25 protein-coding genes and 1 tRNA gene are annotated in these 22309 nt (G+C 67.5%); 9 read left to right on the top strand and 17 right to left on the bottom strand.

Annotated elements, in window-relative coordinates:
• Positions 1-186: 186 nt before the first annotated feature.
• Positions 187-1122 (bottom strand): SMP-30/gluconolactonase/LRE family protein, encoded by a 936-nt coding sequence (locus tag E1263_RS34350; protein ID WP_132175120.1) that lies wholly within the window; start codon positions 1120-1122, stop codon positions 187-189.
• Between the two features lie 66 nt (positions 1123-1188).
• Positions 1189-2046, bottom strand: a complete 858-nt coding sequence (locus E1263_RS34345; RefSeq protein WP_132175118.1) for a helix-turn-helix domain-containing protein — start codon at positions 2044-2046, stop codon at positions 1189-1191.
• 103 nt (positions 2047-2149) lie between these two features.
• Here E1263_RS34345 and E1263_RS34340 point away from each other — a divergent pair, with 103 nt between their 5' ends.
• A complete protein-coding gene (locus E1263_RS34340) occupies positions 2150-2833 on the top strand; it encodes an SDR family NAD(P)-dependent oxidoreductase (protein WP_132175116.1) in 684 nt (227 codons plus the stop codon).
• Here E1263_RS34340 and E1263_RS34335 read toward each other — a convergent pair.
• Positions 2772-3677: a carbohydrate kinase family protein gene (locus E1263_RS34335; RefSeq protein WP_238161794.1), complete on the bottom strand. Its 906-nt coding sequence runs from the start codon at positions 3675-3677 to the stop codon at positions 2772-2774. The two genes, E1263_RS34340 and E1263_RS34335, sit on opposite strands and share 62 nt — an antisense overlap.
• A gap of 87 nt (positions 3678-3764) precedes the next feature.
• Between E1263_RS34335 and E1263_RS34330 the strand changes: the two genes are divergently transcribed.
• The gene (locus E1263_RS34330; protein WP_132175112.1) at positions 3765-5057 is read left to right on the top strand and encodes an alpha/beta hydrolase family protein; all 1293 of its coding nucleotides are present in this window, start codon (positions 3765-3767) and stop codon (positions 5055-5057) included.
• A gap of 16 nt (positions 5058-5073) precedes the next feature.
• Here the strand turns inward: E1263_RS34330 and E1263_RS34325 are convergent, their stop codons facing one another.
• The 9 genes from E1263_RS34325 to E1263_RS34285 form a co-directional block, all read right to left on the bottom strand.
• Entirely contained in the window at positions 5074-5703 is a 630-nt protein-coding gene (locus tag E1263_RS34325; protein WP_132175110.1) for a CoA transferase subunit B, read from the bottom strand.
• Positions 5704-5705: 2 nt separating this feature from the next.
• The gene (locus tag E1263_RS34320) at positions 5706-6467 is read right to left on the bottom strand and encodes a CoA transferase subunit A (RefSeq protein WP_132175108.1); all 762 of its coding nucleotides are present in this window, start codon (positions 6465-6467) and stop codon (positions 5706-5708) included.
• Positions 6468-6477: 10 nt separating this feature from the next.
• Positions 6478-7389, bottom strand: coding sequence for a tetratricopeptide repeat protein (locus tag E1263_RS34315; protein ID WP_132175106.1), 912 nt, complete (start codon positions 7387-7389; stop codon positions 6478-6480).
• Between the two features lie 48 nt (positions 7390-7437).
• On the bottom strand, positions 7438-8139 hold the full coding sequence (locus E1263_RS34310; RefSeq protein WP_132175104.1) for a carbohydrate-binding family 9-like protein: 702 nt from the start codon (positions 8137-8139) through the stop codon (positions 7438-7440).
• Positions 8132-8536 carry a hypothetical protein gene (locus E1263_RS34305; RefSeq protein ID WP_132175102.1) on the bottom strand — a complete coding sequence of 135 codons (405 nt, stop codon included), beginning with the start codon at positions 8534-8536 and terminating at the stop codon, positions 8132-8134. Before E1263_RS34305 ends, E1263_RS34310 begins: the two co-directional genes overlap by 8 nt.
• Before the next feature lie 18 nt (positions 8537-8554).
• The gene (gene lipB, locus E1263_RS34300; protein WP_238161792.1) at positions 8555-9184 is read right to left on the bottom strand and encodes a lipoyl(octanoyl) transferase LipB; all 630 of its coding nucleotides are present in this window, start codon (positions 9182-9184) and stop codon (positions 8555-8557) included.
• Positions 9171-9524: a hypothetical protein gene (locus E1263_RS34295; protein ID WP_132175100.1), complete on the bottom strand. Its 354-nt coding sequence runs from the start codon at positions 9522-9524 to the stop codon at positions 9171-9173. The genes lipB and E1263_RS34295 overlap by 14 nt, the downstream gene beginning before the upstream one ends.
• Before the next feature lie 63 nt (positions 9525-9587).
• Positions 9588-9664: transfer RNA gene (locus tag E1263_RS34290), tRNA-Pro, on the bottom strand.
• An 8-nt stretch (positions 9665-9672) separates the two neighbouring features.
• Positions 9673-10632 carry a metallophosphoesterase gene (locus E1263_RS34285; protein ID WP_132175098.1) on the bottom strand — a complete coding sequence of 320 codons (960 nt, stop codon included), beginning with the start codon at positions 10630-10632 and terminating at the stop codon, positions 9673-9675.
• Positions 10633-10658: 26 nt separating this feature from the next.
• Here E1263_RS34285 and E1263_RS34280 point away from each other — a divergent pair, with 26 nt between their 5' ends.
• From E1263_RS34280 to E1263_RS42950, 3 genes are all read left to right on the top strand, one after another.
• Complete coding sequence (locus tag E1263_RS34280) at positions 10659-11126, top strand: GatB/YqeY domain-containing protein (RefSeq protein ID WP_132175096.1); 468 nt, start codon at positions 10659-10661, stop codon at positions 11124-11126.
• An 82-nt stretch (positions 11127-11208) separates the two neighbouring features.
• Positions 11209-11595: a hypothetical protein gene (locus tag E1263_RS34275; protein WP_132175094.1), complete on the top strand. Its 387-nt coding sequence runs from the start codon at positions 11209-11211 to the stop codon at positions 11593-11595.
• A 78-nt stretch (positions 11596-11673) separates the two neighbouring features.
• Entirely contained in the window at positions 11674-11832 is a 159-nt protein-coding gene (locus E1263_RS42950) for a hypothetical protein (RefSeq protein WP_165956843.1), read from the top strand.
• A 51-nt stretch (positions 11833-11883) separates the two neighbouring features.
• On the opposite strand, the gene E1263_RS34270 is transcribed toward E1263_RS42950, so the two are convergent.
• From E1263_RS34270 to bagA, 5 genes are all read right to left on the bottom strand, one after another.
• Positions 11884-14268: a penicillin-binding protein gene (locus E1263_RS34270; protein WP_132175092.1), complete on the bottom strand. Its 2385-nt coding sequence runs from the start codon at positions 14266-14268 to the stop codon at positions 11884-11886.
• A gap of 154 nt (positions 14269-14422) precedes the next feature.
• Positions 14423-16783, bottom strand: coding sequence for an endopeptidase La (gene lon, locus E1263_RS34265; RefSeq protein WP_132175090.1), 2361 nt, complete (start codon positions 16781-16783; stop codon positions 14423-14425).
• A gap of 117 nt (positions 16784-16900) precedes the next feature.
• The gene (locus E1263_RS34260) at positions 16901-17599 is read right to left on the bottom strand and encodes an SDR family oxidoreductase (RefSeq protein WP_132175088.1); all 699 of its coding nucleotides are present in this window, start codon (positions 17597-17599) and stop codon (positions 16901-16903) included.
• A gap of 43 nt (positions 17600-17642) precedes the next feature.
• Positions 17643-18758 carry an ArsA family ATPase gene (bagB, locus tag E1263_RS34255; protein ID WP_132175086.1) on the bottom strand — a complete coding sequence of 372 codons (1116 nt, stop codon included), beginning with the start codon at positions 18756-18758 and terminating at the stop codon, positions 17643-17645.
• Positions 18755-19705 carry an ATPase BagA gene (gene bagA, locus E1263_RS34250; RefSeq protein ID WP_132175084.1) on the bottom strand — a complete coding sequence of 317 codons (951 nt, stop codon included), beginning with the start codon at positions 19703-19705 and terminating at the stop codon, positions 18755-18757. The genes bagB and bagA overlap by 4 nt, the downstream gene beginning before the upstream one ends.
• A 61-nt stretch (positions 19706-19766) precedes the next feature.
• On the opposite strand from bagA, the gene E1263_RS34245 reads away from it, so the two are divergent.
• The 4 genes from E1263_RS34245 to E1263_RS34230 all read left to right on the top strand — a co-directional run bounded on the left by E1263_RS34245 (position 19767) and on the right by E1263_RS34230 (position 22158).
• A complete protein-coding gene (locus tag E1263_RS34245; RefSeq protein ID WP_132175082.1) occupies positions 19767-19928 on the top strand; it encodes a Sp36 family protein in 162 nt (53 codons plus the stop codon).
• The gene (locus E1263_RS34240) at positions 19925-20383 is read left to right on the top strand and encodes a RidA family protein (RefSeq protein ID WP_132175080.1); all 459 of its coding nucleotides are present in this window, start codon (positions 19925-19927) and stop codon (positions 20381-20383) included. The genes E1263_RS34245 and E1263_RS34240 overlap by 4 nt, the downstream gene beginning before the upstream one ends.
• A 58-nt stretch (positions 20384-20441) precedes the next feature.
• The gene (locus E1263_RS34235; RefSeq protein ID WP_132175078.1) at positions 20442-21272 is read left to right on the top strand and encodes an NUDIX hydrolase; all 831 of its coding nucleotides are present in this window, start codon (positions 20442-20444) and stop codon (positions 21270-21272) included.
• 112 nt (positions 21273-21384) lie between these two features.
• Positions 21385-22158: an MBL fold metallo-hydrolase gene (locus E1263_RS34230; protein WP_132175076.1), complete on the top strand. Its 774-nt coding sequence runs from the start codon at positions 21385-21387 to the stop codon at positions 22156-22158.
• Positions 22159-22309 lie beyond the last annotated feature (151 nt).

The raw sequence follows: 22309 nt of genomic DNA, 5'->3' as shown, positions 1-22309 counted from the left end.
GTTGGTGCTCAATGCCGGGGTTCGTGCCCAAGGGTGGGCCGGCTGTTCTTTGTGCGCGGTCGCCATCTTTGGGTATCCATCGACCATTTCTTCGGCTCGCGGATGGTTGGTGGATACCCAAGGTCGGCGTTGGTGCTCAAAGCTGGGGTTCGCGCCCAAAGGTGGGCCGGCTGCTCAAAGATGGGGCTAGCGGGGGAGGCGGGCGAGGATGAGGTTGGGGTCTTTCTGGGTTAGGTAGGCGGCGCTGAGGATGTACGCCGTGGTTCCGCGGACTGCAAGCGACGTGGGGTTCTGGAGTCCGTTGGCGGGGGTGAGGATCGGCTTGCTGGTGCCGTCGCCTTGGACCAGTACGACGGTGCTTGAGCCGTTCAGGGTGGCGAGCAGTTGGTTGCCGTGGCCGGTGAAGGCGAAGTCGTCGATGCCGGCGAGGCCGGTTGCGCGGGTCTGCGGCTTGCCGGCGTTGCCGCGGTGGTCGATCGGCAACCGCAGGATCGTGCCGCGGTCGAGGTTGGTCACCCAGACGGCTCCACCGCGGAGCTTCAGGCCGTTGGCGCCGAGGAATCCGGTCGAGGCCAACTCTGGTGCTGTGGACCAAGCCTGAGCCCGGCCGCCCGACTTCGAGACGCGCCAGATCGTGCCGAGCACCGAATCAGCGATGTAGAGGTTGCCGGTGCGCTCGTCGAGCGCCAGACCGTTCGGTACGCCGGTCGCCGGGAGAGCGGCGATTCGCTCCGGACGGCCGCCGGGACGAAGCCGCCAGACGCCCGTGAGGTCCGCCGTACCGGTCGCGTAGAGGAAGTAGAGCGTGCCGCCGTCCCGGACGATGCCGGAGGTCAGCGGGAACCCGAGCACCGGCGTCTTGCTGCCGGCGGCGGGCGCGGGCAGGGTCGCGAGGATCCGCGTGCTGCCGTCGGGCGCGACCCGAGCCACCTGACGAGCAACCGCGAACGTCACATAGGCGACACCGCTAGGAGCAAGCGCGATGTTCTCGGGCTGCTGTCCGCTCGCGAGATCGAAATGCGCCGCGACCCGAACATCGTCGTACGGCGAAGTGGTGGCTGCGGCCGGTTGAAGGCCGAGCAGAGCGGCGGCCAAGGTAACTACTGCGATGGGCTTGAACATGAATTTTCCCTTGTTTTAGGCGTGTTTCAGCGCGGCACCAACAAGGTGCCGTGGTTTGTGAGGAGGTCAGACCGGCTGGTGCGTCTTGGCCGGTGTGGTCGCCTGGGCGAGCAGGTTCAACGCGGTTTGCGACTCCGCCTGCGCTGTCGAGACCACGATGAACAGGTCGGGTTGCGACGGGCTCTGCAGCGTCTGCTGGGAGACGGTCAACGCGCCCACCAGTGGATGCCGGAGCTCGTAGGCGGTGACATCGCAGGTCTTGATCCGGTGGTCTGCCCACAGCTTCGCGAACTCGGGGCTGTGCACCGACAGATCACCGATCAGCTGGAGCAGCCCCGGATCGTCGGCGTTCTTGGCGACCGTGATCTGCAGGTTGCCGACGACCGCGCGAGCCTTGGTCGGCCAGGCGGCGTACAGCTCACGGGTGTGGGCGTCGAGGAAGACCAGCCGCGCCATATTGGGTCTGGTCGAGGCCTTCTGCGGGGCGTCGAAGGCGAGGTGGCCGGCGTACAGGGCGTGCCCTTGCCGGTTCCACGCCAGCACCTCCGTGGACCGGCCGAGCACGAGCGCCGGAGTGTCGCCCAGTGCATCCAGCAGCGCGAGGGTCGCGTCGCCGACGCGTGTCGGCGCGGGCCGGCGTCCCGGGCGCTTCTGCTTCGCGTCGGCCAGCGTGTGCAGGTGGATCCGCTCGGACTCGGTCAGGCACAGCGCCTGGGCGATCGCGTTCAAGATCTCAGGGGACGCCCGGTGGGACTGCCCCTGCTCCAGCCGCGTGTAGTACGGAACGCTGATTCCGGCGAGCAGCGCGACCTCCTCGCGCCGCAGACCGGGCACCCGCCGCCGTTCGGCGTACGTCTTGATCCCGACCGCTTCGGGGAGCAGTTGCCCCCGTCGCGCCTTCAGGAAATCTCCGAGTTCCGCCATGTCATCGAGTATGCGTCGGACCGGCAGACTTAGCCTGACCCGCCCAAGGTCAGGGAATCCGGGAATTGACCTCCAGCGCGGTTGAGGTGATTTGGTACGACACATGAAGGTTTTGGTGACTGGGGCCGGGCGGGACACTGGCCGGTTATTGGCGCTGGCGTTCGCTGCGCGGGGCGCCCACGTGCTGGCCACGGCGCGGACCTTGGCGGCCGCCGAGGAGACGGCCGCGCTGATCCGAACAGCAGGCGGTACGGCGGAGTCCGCCGTACTGGATCTTGCGGACCCGGCGTCGATCGCGGCGCTGGAGGTCGACCGGCTGGATGTGCTCGTCAACAGCGGAGCGCGATATCTGGGCGATACGGCTGGGCCTGAGGACATCGCCGACACCATCGCAGGCGCCGCCACCGGGACCGTCTTGCTGACCGAGCGTCTGCTCCCACTGCTACGGGCTTCCAAAGCCGCCGACATCGTCAACCTGATCTCAGCCGCAGGGGAGCCCGGGCAGCACCGGTCAGAGGCTCATGCGGCCTTCTACGCGGCGAAACATGCCCAGGCCGGGTACGCCGAGATCCTGTCGGAGCGGCTTCGCCCAGAAGGCATCCGCGTCATCTCGCTCTTCCCGCCGGACTTCGTCCAGGACGGTCCGCGCGAGACGGGCGCCGAGCTCACCGCGCAGGCTGTCGTTGAGTGCGTCCTGTTTGCGGTCAATCAGCCGCGGGACTGCTTCATCCGGTCTCTTCATTTCGAGCAGACACAGCACTTCGAGCAGCGAGCTCCTCGGCCGTGATCAGGTCGGTGTGCGTTCCCGCCGACCCGCACGCCCACGCTCCGGCGATCGTCCCGGCCAGCGCAGCGTCGTACCAGCCGACCCCATCGAGCCATCGCGCCAGGAACGCCGCCACGTAGGCGTCGCCGGCGCCGTTCGTGTCGACCACCGGCCGCTCCGGGATCTTCAGCGCCGGGATGTGTCGCGGCGGCTGCCCCTGCAGATGCAGATAACTCCCAGCTGCCCCGGCCAGTACGACGACCGCCTGCGCGCGGCCGTGCTTGAAAATCCAATTCACCGTGTCGTCGGGGAGCGCGCGGGCCGACACGAACACGATGTCCGCCGACTTCGCGAAGTCCCGGTGGTAGTCGTCCTTCCCGTCCCAGCAGTGCAGATCGGTCGAGATCGTCCGGCCGGCGGCCAACGCGTCGGGCAGCGCGTGCCGCGCAAAATCCATGATCGAGACGTGCACGTGCCGGGCCTCGGCCATCCCCGGCCGCCACAGGTCCGGATCGACCCGCAATCCCGCTGGATGCCGCCCGTCGTAGAACGACCGACGTTCCCCGTCAGGCGTCACCAGGTTGACCGAGCGACGTGTCCCCGCTGGATGCTCCACGAAGTACAGGGGCATCTCCAGCTCCCAGTAGAGCTGCCGAATCCGGAACCCCTCGTCGTCCTCCCCGATCACATCCGCCAGCCCAGCCTGCATCCCGAGCAGATGACACCCCAGCGCCACCCCATGGCCCGTATGGCCGACGTACATCTCTATCGGCTCGACCCACACCGTCTCCCGCGCACCCAGGGTCAACCCAGGCACCCGCACGATCGTGTCGACCCCAGCTCCGCCCACCACCAACACATCCACCCCACCCGTCATACCCGACTTTCGTCAGCCCCAACAGGTGCCTTCCGCCAGTCGAGGCGATCGCAGGCGTGGCATGAGGCTGAAGTCATGCTCACCAGACGCCTCCTCCTCACCGCCACCCTCCTAGCCCCCGCCGCGCGCACAGCCCAAGCCCTCGGCCTCGGCGGAGGGGCAGTGGAGCTGCCCGCACCCTGGGCCGGCGGCTCTGCCGCAGTCACTCGAGCCGCAGGCGCCCGGCACCTCCGCAAGGCGGTGCAGCTTCGGTTCCCGCGGCCTACTGGGCGTTTCCCTGTGGGGACTACTGAGCTGCACCTGGTGGATCACCGGCGGCGGGATCCGTGGGTGGCGGGGCGGGTGCGGGAGTTGATGGTGAGCGTTTGGTATCCGGCGGGTAGTGGGGGAGAGCGGGCCGCCTACCTGCCGCAGGGCACGGCGGAGGTGTACGGCGAGGGGGCGGCGGTCGCGCTCCAGCAGCCGGTGGGGAGTGTCGACTGGGCAGGTGCACGCACTCATGCCGGACTGCTGGCTCCGGTACGGCGGGGCCGCTTCCCGGTGGTCGTGTTCTCACCGGGTTTCGGCGTACCCCGTGGGCTGGCGACCGTGATGGTGACCGAGCTCGCCAGTCGTGGGTACGTCGTGGTGACCGTCGACCACACTTTCGAGGCGGCGGCCGTCGAGTTCCCCGGCGGTCGGCTGGAAGTCCAGACCCTTCCGGACGACGGATATGCGCTGACCGCCCGCGCGACCCGGGCGGCCGACGTACGGTTCGTGCTCGACGAACTCACCAAGCTCGCCGCCGGAACCAACCCCGACGCGGAGCAACGGCGGCTCCCGGACGGACTCGGCCAGATCCTCGACCTGCGCCACATCGGCGCGTTCGGTCACTCGGCCGGTGGGATCACCGCGGCCGATGTGATGGACGTCGACCGCCGGGTGCACGCCGGTATCGACCTCGACGGCACGCTCGCCTACGGCTACTCCGACCCCAGCCAGTGCCCGGCCGTCGCCCACGGCACCGACCGCCCGTTCCTGCTCTTCGGCACCGGAGGCACCGGCCCGAACGGCGGCCCGCAGAATCATCACACCGAGCCGTCCTGGCGGATGTTCTGGGCGAACTCGACCGGCTGGCACCGCGACCTCAACCTCCCGAACGGGAGGCACTACAGCTTCATCGACCACCAAGCGCTGATCCCGTGGTTCCAGCGCTTCTTCCCCGTCCCGCCCGAGCTGATCGCCAACACGATCGGCTCGGCCGACCCCGAGGCGGTCCTACTCGCACTCCGCACCTACATCCCCGCGTTCTTCGACCAGCACCTGCGGCAGCGTCCGCAGTACGGCGTCTGGAGCCACCCTCTCCCCGAGACCACGAACATCCGCTGACCGTCCGTGGGCAGCACTACTGCTTGATCGGAGCCCCGGTCTTCTCCTGCAGCTCCTCGAAGCTCACCCCATCGGCGAGCTCGACCAGCTTCAGCCCGTCGTCAGTGATATCCAGTACGGCGAGATCCGTGATGATGCGGTTGACCACACCGCGCCCGGTGTAGGGCAGGTCGCACTCGGTCAGGATCTTGTGCGAACCGTCCTTGGCGACGTGCTCCATCAGCACGATCACCTTCTTGGCGCCGTGGACGAGATCCATCGCGCCGCCCATCCCCTTGACCATCTTGCCGGGGATCATCCAGTTCGACAGGTCGCCGGTCGCCGAGACCTGCATCGCGCCCAGGATCGCCGCGTCGATCGCGCCGCCGCGGATCATCCCGAACGACAGCGACGAGTCGAAGAAGCTCGCGCCGGGAAGGGTGGTGACGGTCTCCTTGCCGGCGTTGATCAGGTCCGGGTCCTCATCGCCGTCTTCCGGATAAGGGCCGACGCCCAGGATCCCGTTCTCCGACTGCAGTACGACGGTGACGCCTTCGGGGATGTAGTTCGGGACCAGCGTCGGCAGGCCGATGCCGAGGTTCACATACGAACCGTCTTCAAGCTCCGACGCGGCCCGTGCCGCCATCTGCTCACGTGTCAAAGGCATGGTCAGGCACCCTTCGCCGGCTGCACGGTGCGCTTCTCGATGCGCTTCTCAATGTCCTTGCCCACGGCAACTACTCGCTGCACGTAAACCCCGGGCAGGTGGATCGAATCCGGATCCAGCTCACCAGGCTGGACCAGCTCCTCGACGGTCGCGATCGTCACCCGCCCGGCCATCGCGGCCAGCGGGTTGAAGTTCCGCGCACTCCGGTCGAAGACGAGGTTGCCGTGCGTGTCGCCGCGCAGCGCGTGCACCAGCCCGAAGTCGGTGGTGATCGAGTCCTCAAGCACGTACGTCGTACCGTTGATCTCGCGGGTCTCCTTCGGCTCCGAGGCCTTCGCGACCGAGCCGTCCGCGTTGTACTTCTGCGGCAGCCCACCGTCCGCGACCTGCGTGCCGACCCCGGCCAAGGTGAAGAACGCGGCGATCCCGCAGCCGCCGGCGCGCAGCTTCTCGGCCAGCGTGCCCTGCGGCGTCAGCTCCACCTCGAGCTCACCAGACAGGAACTGCCGGGCGAACTCCTTGTTCTCCCCGACGTACGACGAGGTCATCTTGGCGATCCGCCTGTCGGCGAGCAGGATGCCGAGGCCCCAGTCGTCGACACCACAGTTGTTCGACACCACGCTGAGCCCGGTCACCCCCTTGGCGTGCAGGGCGCTGATCAGGTGCATGGGATTGCCACACAGCCCGAAGCCGCCGACCGCCAGGCTCGCGCCGTCCTCGATGTCGGCGACCGCGGCCTGCGGTGACTCGTAGGTCTTGTCCATGGCGACGACTCTAAGCCGTCGCCGACACCTGCTGCAGTGCCGCAAGCTCGTGACGCGCCTCATAGTGCGCGTCCTCCAGATCAGCCAATTCCAGTACGGCGCTGAGGTGGGCATGCGCTGTTTGCGCGTGCCCGCAGCACCGGGCGGCCCGGGCCAGCCCGATGTGAGCGGCCGCAACGGTCTCCGGCAACTCAGTGCGCTCCCCGTGCACCAGCGCAATGCTGTAGTCGTGCCGGGCCGCATCCAGCTTCCCCTGCACCCGGTACAGGTCACCCCGCCGACACAGCAGTACGCCGACCTGTTCGTCGAGCCCGAGTCGTTCCGCCAGCTCCAGTGCCTCGGTGGTGAGCTCCAGTGGTGCGCCTACCGACTGCTGGAGCGCACTGAGCGCTAGGAACGTCCCCCAGTCGTCCTCAAGCATGCGGAACCGGCCCAGCGCCGTACGGAGGGCTTGTGCGGCCTCCTGCTCGGTGGCTCGGGTCAGCCCGGGGTAGCCGCGGCACAGCTCGACCGTGGCGCGCGTCCAGGCATCACCGGTCTCGTTGCGCGTCAGCACGTCTTCCACGACGTCAGCCGACTCGAACGGGCCGAAGACGAGACACCACAGCAGCACGGTCGCGGAGTACCGGAAGGGTCCTGCTGTGGCGTCGACGATCTGCTGGGCGAGCTCAATCTGCTCCTGCTCCGCCGAGGCGGCGCCGTGGATGACGGCGAGCAGGTACTCCTCGTCCAGCCCGACCGGCACCGAGCGGCCCAGCATGCTGAGCACGTGCTCGGCTGCTGCGGCCGCCTCGTCCTCCAGACCGCGGGACCACCAATACCGCGAGTAACGAGCGACTAGGCGGAGTGCTGTTCTCAGATCTGTGTCGCAGGCGCGCACGACCGCGCTGACGACTCCGTCCCCGAACTCCACGTAGCTCATTGTTACCGCTGCGCCTGGCTGGCGCACAGCTGGGTGTGTCAGAAACCGTCAGAAGCGCAGTACGCCCCAGCGTGGCGGGTAGTGCATGTTGGCGACGTACTGGGGCGACCAGACCCAGAACTCGCTCTCCTCGCCCTTCACGTAACTGCCGTCCACAACTTCATGCGGCCACTGGCAGCGCATCAGGTTCATCCGCCACTCGTCACCCTCTGCAGGAGCGGTGGGCTGGCCCTTGGTGTGCACAGCGAGGTCCGCCCACGGGATGGCGACCTCCACCGTCCAACCGGTGTCGGTATCGGACGGGTCGTTCAGGGTGCCGTCGACATGGAGGGCGGTGCGCAGACCGGGCAGGTTCGTCGGGTCGATCGCCTCGCCACCCTCGTCGTACGGCTTGGTGAGGGTGAGCTCCCAGATCGTGCCGAGCGGGTTGATCTCGAACTCGTAGTAGTTCGCGCCGTCGCCGTCCGGGTCGAGGAAGACCTCGAAGTTGTTCTCGAAGTACAGCCGGCTGTTGTGCTCGGCCATCGTTGCCCAGACATGCGGCTCCTCGAGCTTGCCGCCGACGTACAGATAGTCGTCGTCGTACATCAGCTTCGCCTGGGTCCGGAACCGCGGCCCGGGCCCTTCGCCGATGATCTGGACGAAGTCGGTCGTCCACGGCGCGATGTCCCAGGCGGGATCGGTCAGCGTGCCGTCCAGCTTCGGGGCGGTGGGAGTGCGCGGGCAGTCGTAGACGGGCAGATCAGGCATCAGCGCGCTCCAGGAGTCGGGCGACGAGGTTGGCGAGCAGGAACGTGATCGCGGTCAGCACCGGGACCACCGCAATGGTCCACGGTGAGGACAAGTCGCCGGTCAGGAAGGCGAGGACAACGGCCAGCATGAACGCGACCCCGAGGAACGCGACCAGCCGCGGATGCGGCATCGCGAGCCGGTTCAGCGCGATCCCGCCGAGCACCATCGTCAGCGCCACGATCACCAGCAGCAGCGGGAGGCCGAGCGCTCCGCAGTTCGTGGTGTCACGGAAGCGTTCGCAGCTCTGCTCGCTGCCCCACACCAGCCCGATCGTCGCGAAGCCGCAGAGCAGCCCGACCAGCGCGAGGATCAGGAACGGCGGCAGCGGTGGCTTGGCTTCCTCCAGCTCACTCATGGCCGCACAGTATCCGGATCAGGCCACTCCGAGGGAGACCGCGATCGCATCCCGTACGGCGGCGTCGTCCGGAACCGGTCGTCCCGCCTCGGCCGCCAGTTCGGCCAGCGAGACCATCGTGACGTCGTGCAGCCCGCACGTCGTGAACGTGTGAAACACCGACATGTCCGGGGCGACGTTCACCGAGAATCCGTGGCTCGTGACGCCCTTGCGGATCCGCATCCCGATCGAGCACAGCTTGCGATGATCCGGCGTCCAGACACCGACGAGACTGCTCGCCCCCTTCGGCGTCTCCCGCCGTACGAGCGGGAAGCCGAGGGACCCGAGCGCGTCGATCAGGCCGTCCTCCACCCAGCGCACGATGTCGACCACACCACGGCGCTTCAGATCGATCACCAGATAGCCGACGAGTTGCCCGGGCCCGTGATAGGTCGCGAACCCGCCGCGGTCCACCGCGACCGCCGGGATGCCCGCCGTCTCGGCCGGCAGATCGCTGGCCGCCGTACGGGATCCGTAGGTGATCACCGGGGGATGGCTCAGCAGGAAGAGGCGATCCTCTGCCGTTCCCGCGAGGCGTTCGTCGACCCACTCCTGCATCTGTTTACCGGCGACGTCGTACTCGATCTCACCCAGATCAACTCGCTGCACTCTGCAAGCGTAGATCGGCGGACCAGCGTCGGTTCGAGAGCCAGACGAACGGCAGTGCCAGCACCGGCGCCACGATCGTCAGATAGCCCGCGACCGGCACCTGCGCCACGACCCCGCCGATCGGCAGCAACAGCAGCAGCGCAATCCCGAACCCCTGCAGCACGCGCCCGAACCGCACTCGTCGGCCCCAATGCGACGGCACGGCCGCCCAGGGAACGAGCAGCAGCATCACGAGGCGGAACGTGCTCCAGCCGTCCTCGAAGAAGCTGAGCAGAATCGGAACCACGATCCACGCCAGCCAGATGCCGAGCACGACCGGCCCGACGATCCGCGATCTCACGACCAGATTCTCCCTCAAAAAAGAATCAGGGCCAGTCACCGGAGTGACTGACCCTGAATCTCGTGGTCGGGCTGACAGGATTTGAACCTGCGACCTCTTCGTCCCGAACGAAGCGCGCTACCAAGCTGCGCCACAGCCCGAATCGCCGTTAGCTTACATGCGCTGGGGCGTGGGACGAAATTGGGTTTACGCGGGGCACCAACGTGAGCAATGTCGCTTCTGGCCGGCAGGCGAAACGGACCGGCGCGTACGGCGAGGTGCCGAGGCCGGCGGAGACGTGGAGAGCCGCCTGGCGGCCGCTGCTGCCCCAGGTGGACAGGCCTTTGACGCGGGACGCATCGAGGTCGCAGTTGGTCACCAGAGCGCCGTAGAACGGCACTGCGAGCTGACCGCCGTGGGTGTGGCCGGCGAGCACCAGCGGATAGCCGTCGTCGACGAAAGCATTCAGGACTCGCTGGTACGGCGCGTGGGTCACGCCGATCGACAAGTCAGCCGACGGATCGACCTCGCCCGCGACGACGCCGTACCGGTCGCGTTTGATGTGTGGGTCATCGGTGCCGGCGAAGTCGAGGCGCAGGCCGTTGACCTTGAGGCTGGTCTTGGCGTTGTTGAGGTCGGCCCAGCCGGCGCTGGTGAAGGCGCGGCGCATCTCCTCGAACGGCAGATCCGGCCCATGCGGCTTGTGACGCTGCTTGTTGGCGGGGAGCAGGTATTTGCCCGGGTTCTTGAAGTGCGGCTTCCAGTAGTCGTTGGAGCCGAACACGAACACCCCGGGCACGTCGAGCAGCGCACCGAACGCACGCAGCAGCGGCAGCACCGAATCCTCGTGGGACAGGTTGTCGCCGGTGTTCACGATCAGGTCCGGCTCGAGAGCTGCCAGGTCGTTGACCCAGCCGATCTTTTTCTCCTGTGTCGGCATCAGATGCAGATCCGACAGGTGCAGCACCTTCAACGGCGCAGCCCCCGCAGGGAGCACCGGCACCGTCACCTTGCGCAGCGTGAACCAGCGCACCTCGACCAGCGCCGCATACGCCACGCACGCGGCCCCAACGGCCCCGACCGCAGCCGTGGCCTTGAGAGTGTTCCCGGCAATCCTGCGCAAACCCATTCTTCTAGCCTGCCACAATCTCTCCTATGTCCAACTCCGGAATGAAACAGCGCCTCCACGACGACATGCTGCTCGCGCTCAAGGCGCGCGACGAGGTCCGCAAGTCCACCCTGCGGATGGCGCTCACCGCGGTCACCAAGGCCGAGGTTGCCGGTAAGGAGGCCCGCGAGCTCTCCGACGCCGAAATCCTCGACGTCCTCGGTTCCGAGGCCAAGAAGCGCCGCGAGTCCGTCATCGCCTACAACGAGGCCGGCCGCGCCGAGCTCGCCGCCAAAGAGCAAGCCGAAGCGGACATCCTCGCCGACTACCTCCCCACCCAGCTCACCACCGAAGAAATCGCCGCCCTGGTCACCGAAACCATCGCCGAAACCGGCGCCGCCGAGCTCGGCCCCCGCGGCATCGGCAAGGTCATGGGCGCCCTCCAGCCCAAGGTCAAAGGCAAGGCCGACGGCGGCGCCGTCTCCAGCGAGGTCAAGCGCCAGCTAGGCGCCTGAAGGACACCGCCTCCGGCGGCGACAGAACTTTTGGCGCCTCCGGCGCGTCCCACCGGTCAGTCCGCTGTCGGAGGGAAGCGAAGTGAGCATGACTCGTGCGGCCGTCGAACCGGCACCAGCCGGGCGACGGCTTCCTGCTGTCGCCGCCGGCTATGCGGGGCTGGTGGCGGTCGGGTTCCTGCTCGGCGTCGTGATGCCGATCATCAGCCTGCTGTTCCTGCAGCTCGCCGGGCTCGCGCTGGATGCCCCTTGGGCGCCGTTCGGCGACGACCCCGAAGGTAAGACCCAGATCGGTATCTACGTCCTGGTCCTCATCGGCCTTCCGCTCCTGGCAGGCGCCGTACTGATTGCTCGATCCGTACGGCGCCGCCTCGCAGCCGGTCTCAGAACAACCGTGCTCCACTACGCGGCAGCCCTTGTCCTGCTGGTGATTCCGATCCTCATCGTTCACGAAGCCGTCATCGCCTGAACTGCAACAAGGTGCAGATTGCTTGCTTGCTGAATCGGCCAGTCGTTACGTTCCACGGGTCGACCTCAGGAGGGGCAAATGCAGAGTGCTTGGAAGCGTGTGTCGGTGGTGATCGCCGCTGTGGCTGCGGTGAGTGGTTTCTCGCTGCTCAGCGCCACGTCGGCGCAGGCGACGGAACGATCCAACGACGCTGTCATCGGTCTGGAGGACCCTGACCAGCGCGGCAAGCCGTACTGAGCGAACGAATAAAGACAAGGGCCTCGTCCGATGGACGAGGCCCTTGTTCTGTCAGCAGTTGGGGTAGTTGCGTTCCCAGGGTTGGCAGCCTGGGGCGCCGCCGCCGTCGGGTTGGTCGTCTTCGTCGTTGTTGCCGTTCTCGTTGCCTTGGTTGTTGTTACCGCGGCTGCCGTTGGAGACGAAGATGGTGACGGTGGAACCGGCCGGGGCGCCGTCGCGGCGGCGCGGGTCGGTGTAGGCGACGGTGCCGGCTGCTTCGTCGGAGTTGACCTGCTGGGTGCTGATCTCGGCCTGGAAGCCCGCCTGGCGGAGCTTGTTGGCGGCGTCGTCGGGGTTCATGCCGTTGACGTAGGGCAGGTCCTCGTTGTCGCCGTTCTTGGTCTTGTCGTCCGGCGCGGTGAAGTGCGTGGTCGGGTAGCCCTTCAGCGCGTTCTGCATCGCGGTCTTCCAGAGCGGACCGGCGGTCTGTGAACCGGAGGCGTCGTTGATGTCCCGGCCGTCCAGGGTCTGACCGGACAGGCGCTTGTACGGCGGGTCCGCGTCGCCCACCACGGCTGCGCTGGCGAGCTTGCTGGAGTATCCGGCGTACCAGACGGCCTTGGCCTCCTGGATGGTTCCGGTCTTGCCGGCCAGGTCGCTGTTGCCGAACTTCAGTTTGTTACCGGTACCGCCCGGCTCCATGACCTGGTGCAGCACCTCGTTGACGCCGTCGGCCGCCGCTTCGGGAAGGACCTGCTTGCAGTCCGTGCCCGGGATCTTGACCTGCTTGCCGGCCGCGTCGCGCACCGAGGTGGTGAGCAGCGGCGTGCAGTACTTGCCGCGGGCCGCGAAGGCGGCGTACGCGCTCGCGAGCTGCAGCGGGGTGATGTAGCCGACGCCGAGCGTCATCGACGCGACCTGCTCCAGCGGCTCGCCGTCCTGGGCGTTGTACATTCCCATCGACTTGAGCAGGCTCGCGATCGGGCACAGGCCGACCTTCTGCGACAGCTGCAGGAAGTAGGTGTTGGTCGACTTCTGCGCGGCCTGGATCATGGTCGGGTCAGCGACGTTCTGGGTCGAGTTCGTCGGCGCGTAGTCGTCCGGGACGGTGATCGACCCGTTGCAGGTGCTGAACTTCGAACCCTCGAAGTGCAGCGGGCTCGGCGACGGGATCTTGTAGTTGATCGAGTAGCCCTTGGCGATCGCCGCGGCGATCGTGAAGGACTTCATCGTCGAACCGTTCTGGAACCCACCGAACCCACCGGCGTAGGACTTCTCGACGTTGTAGTTGTACGACGTCCGGTTCTTCCCGTTGCCGTACTTCCGGCTCTGCACCATCGCCTTCACCAGGCCGGTGCCGGGCTCGACGATCGTGATCGCGGCGATCGCCTGGTCGTTGGGCTTGGTGTGCTCGTCGATCGACTTCTGCGCGGCGGCCTGGATCTTCGGGTCGAGCGAGGTCCGGATCGTCAGGCCTGCGGTCTTCAGGTAGGTCGCACGGTCCTTCGGGGTCTTGCCGAAGGCCGGGTTCTCCTTGAGCTGCGCGACGATGTAGTCGCAGAAGAACGGGTACGCCGAGTTGGCGCAGCCGAGCAGGTTCTTGCGGACGAGCGCCGGGTTGATCACCGGCTGCTTGAGCGCCAGGTTGGCCTGGTTGACCGAGATGACCTTGAGCTGGAGCATCCGGCGGATGACCACGTCCCGGCGGTCCTTGGACCGCTTCATGTTGTTGGTCGGGTCGTAGGCGGTCGGGCTCTTCACCATGCCGGCCAGCATCGCGGACTGGGCCAGGCTGAGGTCCTTGGCGTCGACGCGGAAGTAGTGCTGCGCGGCGGACTGGATCCCCCAGGCGCCGTCGCCGAAGTTCGCCAGGTTCAGGTACTTCTCGAGGATCTCGTTCTTCGAGAATTCCTTCTCGGCCGCGATCGCGTAGCGGAGCTCGGCGACCTTGCGCTGGGTGGTCGCGGCAGTGGCGGCCTCGACCTCGGCGGGCGTGTTCGCCTTCTCGATCAGGCTCATCTTGATGAACTGCTGGGTGATGCTCGAACCACCCTGCTGGACCGCGCCTTCGGTCTGGTTCACCGCGAGCGCACGCAGCGTGCCCTTGAGGTCGAGCGCGCCGTGCTCGAAGTAGCGGTCGTCCTCGATGGCGACGATCGCCTTCTGCATGATCGGCGCGATCTGGGCGAGCTTCACCGGGACCCGGTTCTTGTCGGCCAGGGTCGCGATCACCGTGCCGTCTGCCGCCCGGATGGTGCTCTTCTGCTTGAGCGGCACCTCGTCGAACTGTTGTGGCAGGTCCTGCAGGGTCTCCGACGTCTTCTCTGTCGTGAACCCGGCCAACCCGGCCAACGGCATTGCCAGACCTGCTGCCAGCGCGCCCGACAGCACACTCACTCCGAGGAACAGAACCACCGACTGGACGACTCCGCGGTCGCCCTTCTCCCTGACGCGCATGGTTATAGAGACTACGGGACCGCCTTTTTGGATTACCGCCTGAGCTGTGATTTGCGTCACGGCCGCTGGACAAAATTCATCCAAAAGAACGAGGCTGCAGGGTTTCTCACGATGAAGGGCCCGAGCAGCTGCTCGGGCCCTTCATCAACTGTTCTTACGCGGCGTACTGCCGGGCTTCCACCTGAGCCGGCTCCAGCGCCAGCTCCAGCACTTCCCGTACGTCGCTCACCGGGTGAACGGTCAGTTCCGCCAGCACCGACTCCGGTACGTCGTCCAGGTCGGGCTCGTTGCGCTTCGGGATCAGGATCGTGGTCAACCCGGCCCGGTGGGCGGCGAGCAGCTTCTGCTTCACGCCACCGATCGGGAGAACCCGTCCAGTCAGCGACACCTCACCAGTCATCGCAACCTCCGACCGTACGGGCCGTCCGGAGAGCAGTGACGCCAGTGCGGTCGTCATGGTCACACCAGCCGAAGGGCCGTCCTTCGGTACGGCGCCCGCCGGTACGTGGATGTGGGTGTTCCGCTCGGCCAAGTCGCCGACCGGCAGTCCCAGCTCCGCACCGTGTGAGCGCAGGTACGACAGGGCGATCTGCGCCGACTCCTTCATCACGTCACCCAACTGCCCGGTCAGCGTGACTCCGGTCGGGCCGGTCTCCTTGTCGGCCAGTGACGCCTCGATGAAGAGCACGTCACCGCCCGCACCGGTCACCGCTAGTCCAGTCGCGACGCCTGGAAGCGCCGTACGCTCCGCAGACTCCGGGGTGAACCGCGGCGAACCCAGGTAGCCCTTCAGATCGGTAGAGCCGATCGTCAGTGCACCCTCCGACTCGCCAAGGGCGATCTTGGAGGTCACCTTCCGCAGTACCCGAGCAATCGAGCGCTCCAGCTGCCGTACGCCGGCCTCACGCGTGTACTCCCCGGCCAGCAACCGCAGCGCCGACTCCTCGAGTGTCACCTCGTCCGCCGTCAGGCCCGCCCGCTCCAGCTGTCGCGGAAGCAGGTGGTCACGGGCGATGGTGACCTTCTCCTCTTCGGTGTACCCGTCGAGCTGTACCAGCTCCATCCGGTCCAGCAGCGGACCGGGGATCGAGTCCAGCACGTTCGCCGTGGCCAGGAAGACCACGTCGGACAGGTCCAGCTCGACCTCCAGGTAGTGGTCCCGGAAGGTGTGGTTCTGCGCCGGGTCGAGGACCTCCAGCAGAGCGGCCGTCGGGTCGCCCCGGTAGTCCGCACCCACCTTGTCGATCTCGTCCAGCAGTACGACGGGGTTCATCGAACCGGCCTCCGTGATGGCCCGGACGATCCGGCCCGGCAGTGCGCCGACGTAGGTACGCCGGTGCCCGCGGATCTCGGCCTCGTCCCGGACGCCACCCAGCGCGACCCGGACGAACTTGCGTCCCATGGCTCGCGCCACGGACTCACCCAGTGAGGTCTTGCCGACCCCAGGAGGCCCGACCAGAGCCAGTACGGCGCCACTCCGGCGACCGCCCACGACACCCAGTCCACGATCCGCGCGGCGACGCCGTACGGCCAGATACTCGGTGATGCGTTCCTTCACGTCATCCAAACCAGCGTGGTCCGCATCCAGTACGGCGCGTGCCTCGCGCAGGTCGTAGCCGTCCTCGGTGCGCTCGTTCCAGGGGATTTCGAGCACGGTGTCGAGCCAGGTGCGGATCCAACCGACCTCCGGGGACTGGTCCGACGTCCGCTCGAGCTTGTCGACCTCGGACAGCGCGGCCTTCGCCACGTGCTCCGGCAGGTCAGCAGCCTCGACACGGGCCCGGTAGTCCTCTTCCTCGGACTCGGCCTTTCCGTCCAGCTCGGCCAGCTCCTTGCGGATGGCTGCCATCTGCTGGCGCAGCAGGAACTCCCGCTGCTGCTTCTCCATACCCTCCTGGACGTCCTTCTGGATCGTCTCGGAGACCTCGAGCTCGGCCAGGTGGTCCTTCACCCAACCGATCAGCTTCTCCAGCCGCTCGGAGACGTTGGCGTTCTCCAGCAGCTCGGACTTCTGCTCGTTGCTCAGGTACGACGCGTAGCCGGCCAGGTCGGACAGCTCCGCGGGGTCAGTCACCTGCTTGACGGAGTCGATGACCTGCCAGGCGCCGCGGCGCTCCAGTACGGACGTGGTGAGGCTCTTGTAGTCGCGGGCCAGCTCGGCCGACCGCGAGTCGGTGATCTCGTGTAGCTGGGTCGCTCCGACCCAGAGGGCAGCACCCGGACCAGTGGTCCCGGCGCCGATCAGGACCCGCGCAGTACCGCGGATCACCGCTGCCTGGGCTCCGCCCGGCAGCCGGCCGATCTGCTCGATCTCGCCGAGCACCCCGGCCTTCGCATATTTTCCGTCCAGCCGCGGAACAAGAAGTACCTGGGCCACCCCATTGATACCCGAGGCCTGTGCGGCGTCGATGGCCGCTCGCGCCTCGCTGTCGGCGAGGCGGACCGGCACGACCATTCCCGGCAGAACGACGACGTCGTCGAGCGGGAGAACCGGAAGATTCAACGTATCGGTCACGCTGTCACACCCTTATCCAAAGATTGAGTCTGACAGGCTCAACCAGTGGCCCCACCAGGTCATTCCCTCGATCCCCGGCGTTCGCTGAGGGTGAAATGGAGGGGGGGCTCCGCCTAATCAGTTGACCTGACCGGTGGGCCGCATCACGAGGTGGTTGATGTCCACGCCTTCGGGTTGATCAACGGCGAACAGGACCGCCTCGGCGACCTGCTCGGCGGTCAGTGCCGGCGCCGCTGCGGGTGATCCACCGCGCTCGTCCCAGAACGGGGTGTCCACAACTCCGGGGGCGACGAGAGTGACGCCGACGCGGTCCTTGGCCACCAGGAGCCGGACGTTCTCGGCCAAGGCGTGCGCGGCCCACTTGGTGACGGAGTACAGGTTGCCGGGCGTGTTCCTGGTGCCCGCGACCGAACCCACGATCACGATCCGGCCCTTGGACTCCCTCAGGTGCGGCAGTGTCTCGCGGACCAGCAGAGCCGGGCCGAGGACGTTGGTGAGAACCATGGCACGCATGTCCGCAGGGGCGTGGTCCTCTAGCGTGCCGGGTAGGGAGAACCCGGCGTTCGCGATCACCGTGTCCAATCGGCCCCACGAGTCCACGACATGACGAACGGCAGCGGCGACATGGTTCTCGTCGCCGGCGTCGCCGGCGATGGTCAGCAGCCGATCGCCCGCTCCGGCGGAGGTGGCGAACGTGGCCAGGCGATCGGCATCGCGGCCGGTGATCGCCACGCGGTGGCCTTGCTTGAGCAGGACACGGGCAGTGGCCGCACCGATCCCGCTCGAACCGCCGGTGATCAACGTGACGGGTTCCATGGCAGGGCCTCCTTGATAACGGTGATACCGGCGATGCGCCAGGCTAGGCGGTCAGCAGGTCGCCGATCAGCCGGAGGCCGGCCAGGTCGTGGACGTCGTCGGCCAGCGCCGCCACCTCGACCGTCGGGATCGACCGGTGACCGCGCTTGAACCGATCGGCCCGCTTATGGTCCGCGACCACCTGCTGCATCTTGTCCGCGTGCAGCCGGAGCAGCGCGGCGGTCAGCGGCGACTTGTCCGCCTCCTCCAGCTTCTCCGCCGCCGCAAGCGATCGCTCGGCCGACAGTTCGGTCGCCTCCGAGTTCGTCACCCGGTTCAGTACGACGCCCGCCAGCGGCATGTTCTCCTGCCGTAACCGCTCAGTGAAGTACGACGCCTCCCGCAGCGCATCGTTCTGCGGCGCAGCCACCACGAGGAACGCCGTTTGCGGCTCGCGCAGCAGCGCAACCGTCTTGTCGGCCCGCTTCCGGAACCCGCCGAACAGCGTGTCGAAGGCCGCAACAAACGTCTGTACGTCGGTCAGCACCTGCGCACCGAGGATCTTGTTCATCACCGACATCGCCATGTTCACCGCCGTCGACATCAGCCGGAACGGACCCTTGGCCGGCGCCAGCAACAACCGCAGGAACCGTCCCTCCAGCAGCGACGCCAACCGCTCCGGCGCATCCAGGAAGTCCAGGGCGGACCGCGACGGGGGAGTGTCCACGATGATCAGGTCCCAGTCGCCCGAAGCCACGGCCTGCTTGTGCAGCTGCCCGAGTTTCTCCATCGCCATGTACTCCTGCGTCCCCGCAAACGACGACGACAGCGCCAGATAGAACGGATTCGCCAGGATCTGCTCGGCCTTCTCCGGCGTCGCATGCGCCAGTACGACCTCGTCGAAGGTCCGCTTCATGTCCAGCATCATCGCGTCCAGCCGACCGTCACCACCCACGCCCGCGACGGCCCGAGGCGTGTTGTCCAACTCGGTCAACCCGAGCGACTGCGCCAACCGCCGCGCCGGATCAATAGTCAGTACGACGACCTTCCGCCCCCGCTCGGCCGCCCGCAACCCGAGCGCCGCCGCGGTCGTCGTCTTCCCGACGCCCCCGGATCCGCAGGTCACCACGATCCGAATCGCCGGATCGTCAATCAGTGCGTCAAGATCCAGCTCACTCATCCGCGGAACTCCTCAGCCAGATCGATCAGGGCGCCGTGGTCGATCCCCTCGGGTTGCAGCATCAGCTCGGTGACCTGCTTGCCCAGGGCATCTATTCGGTCGCGGTTCTCGCGCTCCAGTCCCACCCGCACCGCATGATCCCGTGCCTCCGCCGCCAGTGTCGCCACCAATTCCTTGCTCACGGCAACGCCAGCCGCCCGCAATCCCTTGGTCAACTCGGCGGCGGGGATTTTCTCCTTCACTGCAAGGGCAAGCGCCTCGTCGTCGAGCGGACTGTGCCGCACCATGTTCACCACGATCGACCCGATCCGTAGATCCAGCGCCTCCAGCTGCTCCACCGCATCCAGTGTCTCCTGGACCGGCATCTCCTCCAGCAACGTCACCAGATGGATCCGCGTCACATCCGACCGCAGCATCCCCATGATCGCGTCCGCCTGATTCCGGATCGGCCCGACCTTCGCCAGATCCGCAACCTCGTGGTTCACGTTCAGGAACGGACCGATCCGCCCGGTCGGTGGTGCGTCGACGACAACTGCGTCGTACGCGAGTTTGCCGTGCGCCTTGCGGCGCGTCGCCTCGTAGACCTTGCCGGTCAGCAGGACGTCACGCAGTCCCGGCGCGATCGTGGTGACGAAGTCGATCGCGCCCACCTTGTCGAGCGCCTTCCCGGCGCGACCCAGGTGGTAGTACATGTCGAGGTACTCCAGCAGCGCCGCCTCGGCATCGACCGCCAGCGCGAACACCTCACCGCCGCCGACCCCGGTCGCGATCTTGCGTTCGACGTACGGGAGAGGCGGTACGTCGAAGATCTGGGCGATGCCCTGCCGCCCCTCGACCTCGACCAGCAGCACTCGCTGACCCTGTCCCGCCAGCGCGAGCGCCATGGCGGCGGCAACCGTCGTCTTCCCGGTGCCTCCCTTGCCGGTGACCACATGGAGTCGCGCCATAAGTCCCAGAGTAGGACGTGGCCCACGGCACACCGCTCTCCCGCCCGTTAGAGTCCCCCTCATGAAGAAGTTCGAGTACGCCACTGCGCCGCTCCTTGTCCACGCAACCAAGGAAATTCTGGACAACTGGGGCCAGGACGGCTGGGAGCTGGTCCAGGTCGTCCCGGGCCTGAACCCGGAGAACCTGGTCGCCTACTTCAAGCGCGAGATCGAGTCCAAATGAGCCACCCCGAGGAGAAGCTGGCCGAGCTCGGCCTGAAGCTGCCTGAGGTCGCCAAGCCGGTCGCCGCCTACGTCCCGGCCGTCCGCACGGGAAACCTCGTCTACACCTCCGGTCAGCTGCCGCTGCGTGAGGGCACCCTGATCGCCACCGGCAAGGTCGGCGACGCGGTCACCCCCGAGGTCGCGGCCGAGTGCGCGCAGCAGTGCGCGCTGAACGCCCTGGCCGCGGTCAAGGCCGAGATCGGCGACCTGGCCAACATCAAGCGCATCGTCAAGGCCGTCGCGTTCATCGCGTCGACCCCGGAGTTCACCGGTCAGCCCCAGGTCGCCAACGGCGCCTCGGAACTGTTCGGTGCCGTCTTCGGTGACATCGGACAGCACGCCCGCAGCGCCGTCGGCGTACCGGTCCTGCCGCTCGACGCCCCCGTCGAGGTGGAACTCATCGTCGAGGTCTGACGTTCGGAGCCCGGATCCCGTCGTGGATCCGGGCTCATGTCTTTCTGGGAGGCTGTGCGTGGTCCGCGATCTGAGGTCGGTACCGCTGACCGGCCGGATGGCCGAGTCGGCGTTCGCGCACGTTCGGGAGTCCCGGACCCCGGTCGAGGCACGCCCGGCCGCCACCGTGATCCTGCTCCGCGACACCGCCACCGGCCCCGAGGTCTACCTGCTCCGGCGCCAGCAGTCGATGGCGTTCGCAGCCGGTATGACGGTCTTTCCGGGCGGCCGAGTCGACCCGACCGACGCGACTGTCGCCGACTCGTGGTCCGGGCCGCCGCCGTCGTGGTTCGCTGACCGCCTCGGCTGCTCGGCGGACACGGCCTCCGCGTACGTCGCTGCCGCCGTACGGGAGACGTTTGAGGAATCCGGCGTCCTGCTCGCCGGCCCGTCAGCCTCATCAGTGGTTGCGGACACCAGCGGCGACGACTGGGAGGCCGACCGGGTCGCCCTGGAGAGCCGCTCGTTGGGGTTCGCTGAGTTCCTGCACCGCCGCGGCCTGGTGCTGCGCGCCGACCTGCTCGGCGCTTGGGCGCACTGGATCACCCCGGAGTTCGAGCCGAAGCGCTACGACACCGCCTTCTTCATCGCCGCCCTCCCCGCCGGCCAAATCACCCGCGACGTCACCAGCGAGTCCGACCAGGTCGCCTGGCTCCGCCCCGCCGACGCCGTCACCGCGGTCGAATCCGGCGACATGCTGATGCTGCCCCCGACATACCTGAGCTGCGCCGACCTCACGCCGTACGGCGATGTCGCGGCTGCTCTGGCCGCAGCGGGGAACCGGGAGATCCCGATCATCATGCCGACCCTGCGCATCGAGAACGACCTCGCGTACCTGGAGAACACATGACTCTGCAATTTGCCACGCTCCGCGCGGCGGGTCCTGAGGCCTGGTTCCCTTTCTTCCCTCGTCCCTCCAGTCGCTGCGCTCCCTGCGCTCCTCAGTCCAGAAAGGGGGCCTCATGACCGAGAGTGTCACCGACTATGCGACCCGCGTCCTGGCCCCGAACCCCGGCCTGATGACCCTGGAAGGCACCAACACCTGGATCCTCCGGGCCCCCGGTGCCACCCAGTCCGTGGTCGTCGACCCGGGACCACTCCTCGAGGACCACCTCCGCGCCGTACTGGAGGCCGCTGGCGACGTTGCCGTCGTACTGGTCACCCACAAACACGCCGACCACACCGAAGGCGCCGCCTGGTTCGCCAACCAGGCCGGCTGCGGCGTCCGCGCCGTCGACCCCGCCTTCCGCATCCCCACCGACCACGCCCACGGCCTCGCCGAAGGCGACATCATCACCGCCGAAGACCTCCGCATCGAGGTCCTCCCCACCCCCGGCCACACCCTCGACTCCGTCTGCTTCTGGCTCCCCCAAGACGGCTCCCTCCTCACCGGCGACACCGTCCTGGGCCGCGGCACCTCCGTAGTAGCCCACCCCGACGGAGCCCTAGGCCCCTACCTGGAGTCGCTCGAGAAGCTCCGGGCGTTCGCCAACTCCCCCGCCGGCGTAGCCCGCCTACTCCCCGGCCACGGCCCCGTCATAGACGACCCAGCCACAGTCCTCACCCACTACCTAACCCACCGCCAAGACCGCCTGGCCCAAGTCCGCGCCGCAGTAGCCGCCGGCCACACCACCCCCGAGGCCGTCGTAGCCCACGTCTACGCCGACATCGACCCAGCCCTCCACCCCGCCGCCCAACTCTCCGTCCAAGCCCAACTCGACTACCTGAACGCATAGCCCCCACCTCAGGGAGCAACCCCCCACCTCAAGGGGCAACCCCCCAACTCACGGTGCAACCCCTCAGCTAAGGGGCTGCCCATCGAGAAGGGGGGTTGCCCATCGAGATTCTCAGGGGGCAACCCCCCGTCTGCGGGGATAACCACTGAGC

This window comes from Kribbella antibiotica (assembly GCF_004349055.1).
Taxonomy (GTDB): Bacteria; Actinomycetota; Actinomycetes; order Propionibacteriales; family Kribbellaceae; genus Kribbella; species Kribbella antibiotica.
This window is presented reverse-complemented; position numbering and strand designations above follow the sequence as displayed.

Coding starts and splice junctions, on each gene's coding strand:
- E1263_RS34345 (WP_132175118.1), bottom strand. CDS start 2,046: ATGGCGGAACTCGGAGATTTCCTGAAGGCGCGACGGGGGCAACTGCTC.
- E1263_RS34285 (WP_132175098.1), bottom strand. CDS start 10,632: ATGGGTTTGCGCAGGATTGCCGGGAACACTCTCAAGGCCACGGCTGCG.
- bagB (WP_132175086.1), bottom strand. CDS start 18,758: ATGAGTGAGCTGGATCTTGACGCACTGATTGACGATCCGGCGATTCGG.
- E1263_RS34270 (WP_132175092.1), bottom strand. CDS start 14,268: ATGCGCGTCAGGGAGAAGGGCGACCGCGGAGTCGTCCAGTCGGTGGTT.
- E1263_RS42950 (WP_165956843.1), top strand. CDS start 11,674: ATGCAGAGTGCTTGGAAGCGTGTGTCGGTGGTGATCGCCGCTGTGGCT.
- E1263_RS34340 (WP_132175116.1), top strand. CDS start 2,150: ATGAAGGTTTTGGTGACTGGGGCCGGGCGGGACACTGGCCGGTTATTG.
- E1263_RS34320 (WP_132175108.1), bottom strand. CDS start 6,467: ATGGACAAGACCTACGAGTCACCGCAGGCCGCGGTCGCCGACATCGAG.
- E1263_RS34305 (WP_132175102.1), bottom strand. CDS start 8,536: ATGAGTGAGCTGGAGGAAGCCAAGCCACCGCTGCCGCCGTTCCTGATC.
- E1263_RS34245 (WP_132175082.1), top strand. CDS start 19,767: ATGAAGAAGTTCGAGTACGCCACTGCGCCGCTCCTTGTCCACGCAACC.
- E1263_RS34325 (WP_132175110.1), bottom strand. CDS start 5,703: ATGCCTTTGACACGTGAGCAGATGGCGGCACGGGCCGCGTCGGAGCTT.
- E1263_RS34280 (WP_132175096.1), top strand. CDS start 10,659: ATGTCCAACTCCGGAATGAAACAGCGCCTCCACGACGACATGCTGCTC.
- E1263_RS34315 (WP_132175106.1), bottom strand. CDS start 7,389: ATGAGCTACGTGGAGTTCGGGGACGGAGTCGTCAGCGCGGTCGTGCGC.
- E1263_RS34310 (WP_132175104.1), bottom strand. CDS start 8,139: ATGCCTGATCTGCCCGTCTACGACTGCCCGCGCACTCCCACCGCCCCG.
- bagA (WP_132175084.1), bottom strand. CDS start 19,705: ATGGCGCGACTCCATGTGGTCACCGGCAAGGGAGGCACCGGGAAGACG.
- E1263_RS34230 (WP_132175076.1), top strand. CDS start 21,385: ATGACCGAGAGTGTCACCGACTATGCGACCCGCGTCCTGGCCCCGAAC.
- E1263_RS34240 (WP_132175080.1), top strand. CDS start 19,925: ATGAGCCACCCCGAGGAGAAGCTGGCCGAGCTCGGCCTGAAGCTGCCT.
- E1263_RS34260 (WP_132175088.1), bottom strand. CDS start 17,599: ATGGAACCCGTCACGTTGATCACCGGCGGTTCGAGCGGGATCGGTGCG.
- E1263_RS34350 (WP_132175120.1), bottom strand. CDS start 1,122: ATGTTCAAGCCCATCGCAGTAGTTACCTTGGCCGCCGCTCTGCTCGGC.
- E1263_RS34330 (WP_132175112.1), top strand. CDS start 3,765: ATGCTCACCAGACGCCTCCTCCTCACCGCCACCCTCCTAGCCCCCGCC.